Origin of the sequence: Vibrio sp. 1641, assembly GCF_033339995.1 — a bacterium.
Lineage (GTDB): Bacteria > Pseudomonadota > Gammaproteobacteria > Enterobacterales > Vibrionaceae > Vibrio > Vibrio alginolyticus.
In genome coordinates this window covers 1-820 of record NZ_JAWOVP010000103.1, presented here as the reverse complement: position 1 = coordinate 820, position 820 = coordinate 1, and the positions used below count along the sequence as shown (strand labels likewise).

Below are 820 nucleotides of genomic sequence, written 5' to 3'. Positions count from 1 at the left end.
GGCACTGTTGCAAATAGTCGGTGGTGATAAACTTATCATCCCCTTTTGCTGATGGAGCTGCACATGAACCCATTCAAAGGCCGGCATTTTCAGCGTGACATCATTCTGTGGGCCGTACGCTGGTACTGCAAATACGGCATCAGTTACCGTGAGCTGCAGGAGATGCTGGCTGAACGCGGAGTGAATGTCGATCACTCCACGATTTACCGCTGGGTTCAGCGTTATGCGCCTGAAATGGAAAAACGGCTGCGCTGGTACTGGCGTAACCCTTCCGATCTTTGCCCGTGGCACATGGATGAAACCTACGTGAAGGTCAATGGCCGCTGGGCGTATCTGTACCGGGCCGTCGACAGCCGGGGCCGCACTGTCGATTTTTATCTCTCCTCCCGTCGTAACAGCAAAGCTGCATACCGGTTTCTGGGTAAAATCCTCAACAACGTGAAGAAGTGGCAGATCCCGCGATTCATCAACACGGATAAAGCGCCCGCCTATGGTCGCGCGCTTGCTCTGCTCAAACGCGAAGGCCGGTGCCCGTCTGACGTTGAACACCGACAGATTAAGTACCGGAACAACGTGATTGAATGCGATCATGGCAAACTGAAACGGATAATCGGCGCCACGCTGGGATTTAAATCCATGAAGACGGCTTACGCCACCATCAAAGGTATTGAGGTGATGCGTGCACTACGCAAAGGCCAGGCCTCAGCATTTTATTATGGTGATCCCCTGGGCGAAATGCGCCTGGTAAGCAGAGTTTTTGAAATGTAAGGCCTTTGAATAAGACAAAAGGCTGCCTCATCGCTAACTTTGCAACAGTGCC

At 52.4% G+C, this 820-nt stretch carries 1 protein-coding gene; it reads left to right on the top strand.

Annotation, left to right across the window (positions count from 1 at the left end):
* The first annotated feature begins 63 nt into the window (after positions 1–63).
* Positions 64–768, top strand: a complete 705-nt coding sequence (locus tag R7Z47_RS24430; protein WP_001067855.1) for an IS6-like element IS26 family transposase — start codon at positions 64–66, stop codon at positions 766–768.
* Positions 769–820: the final 52 nt, after the last annotated feature.

Bases quoted from the DNA above. Each gene is read 5' to 3' on its own strand.
- R7Z47_RS24430 (WP_001067855.1), top strand. From the start codon at position 64: ATGAACCCATTCAAAGGCCGGCATTTTCAGCGTGACATCATTCTGTGG.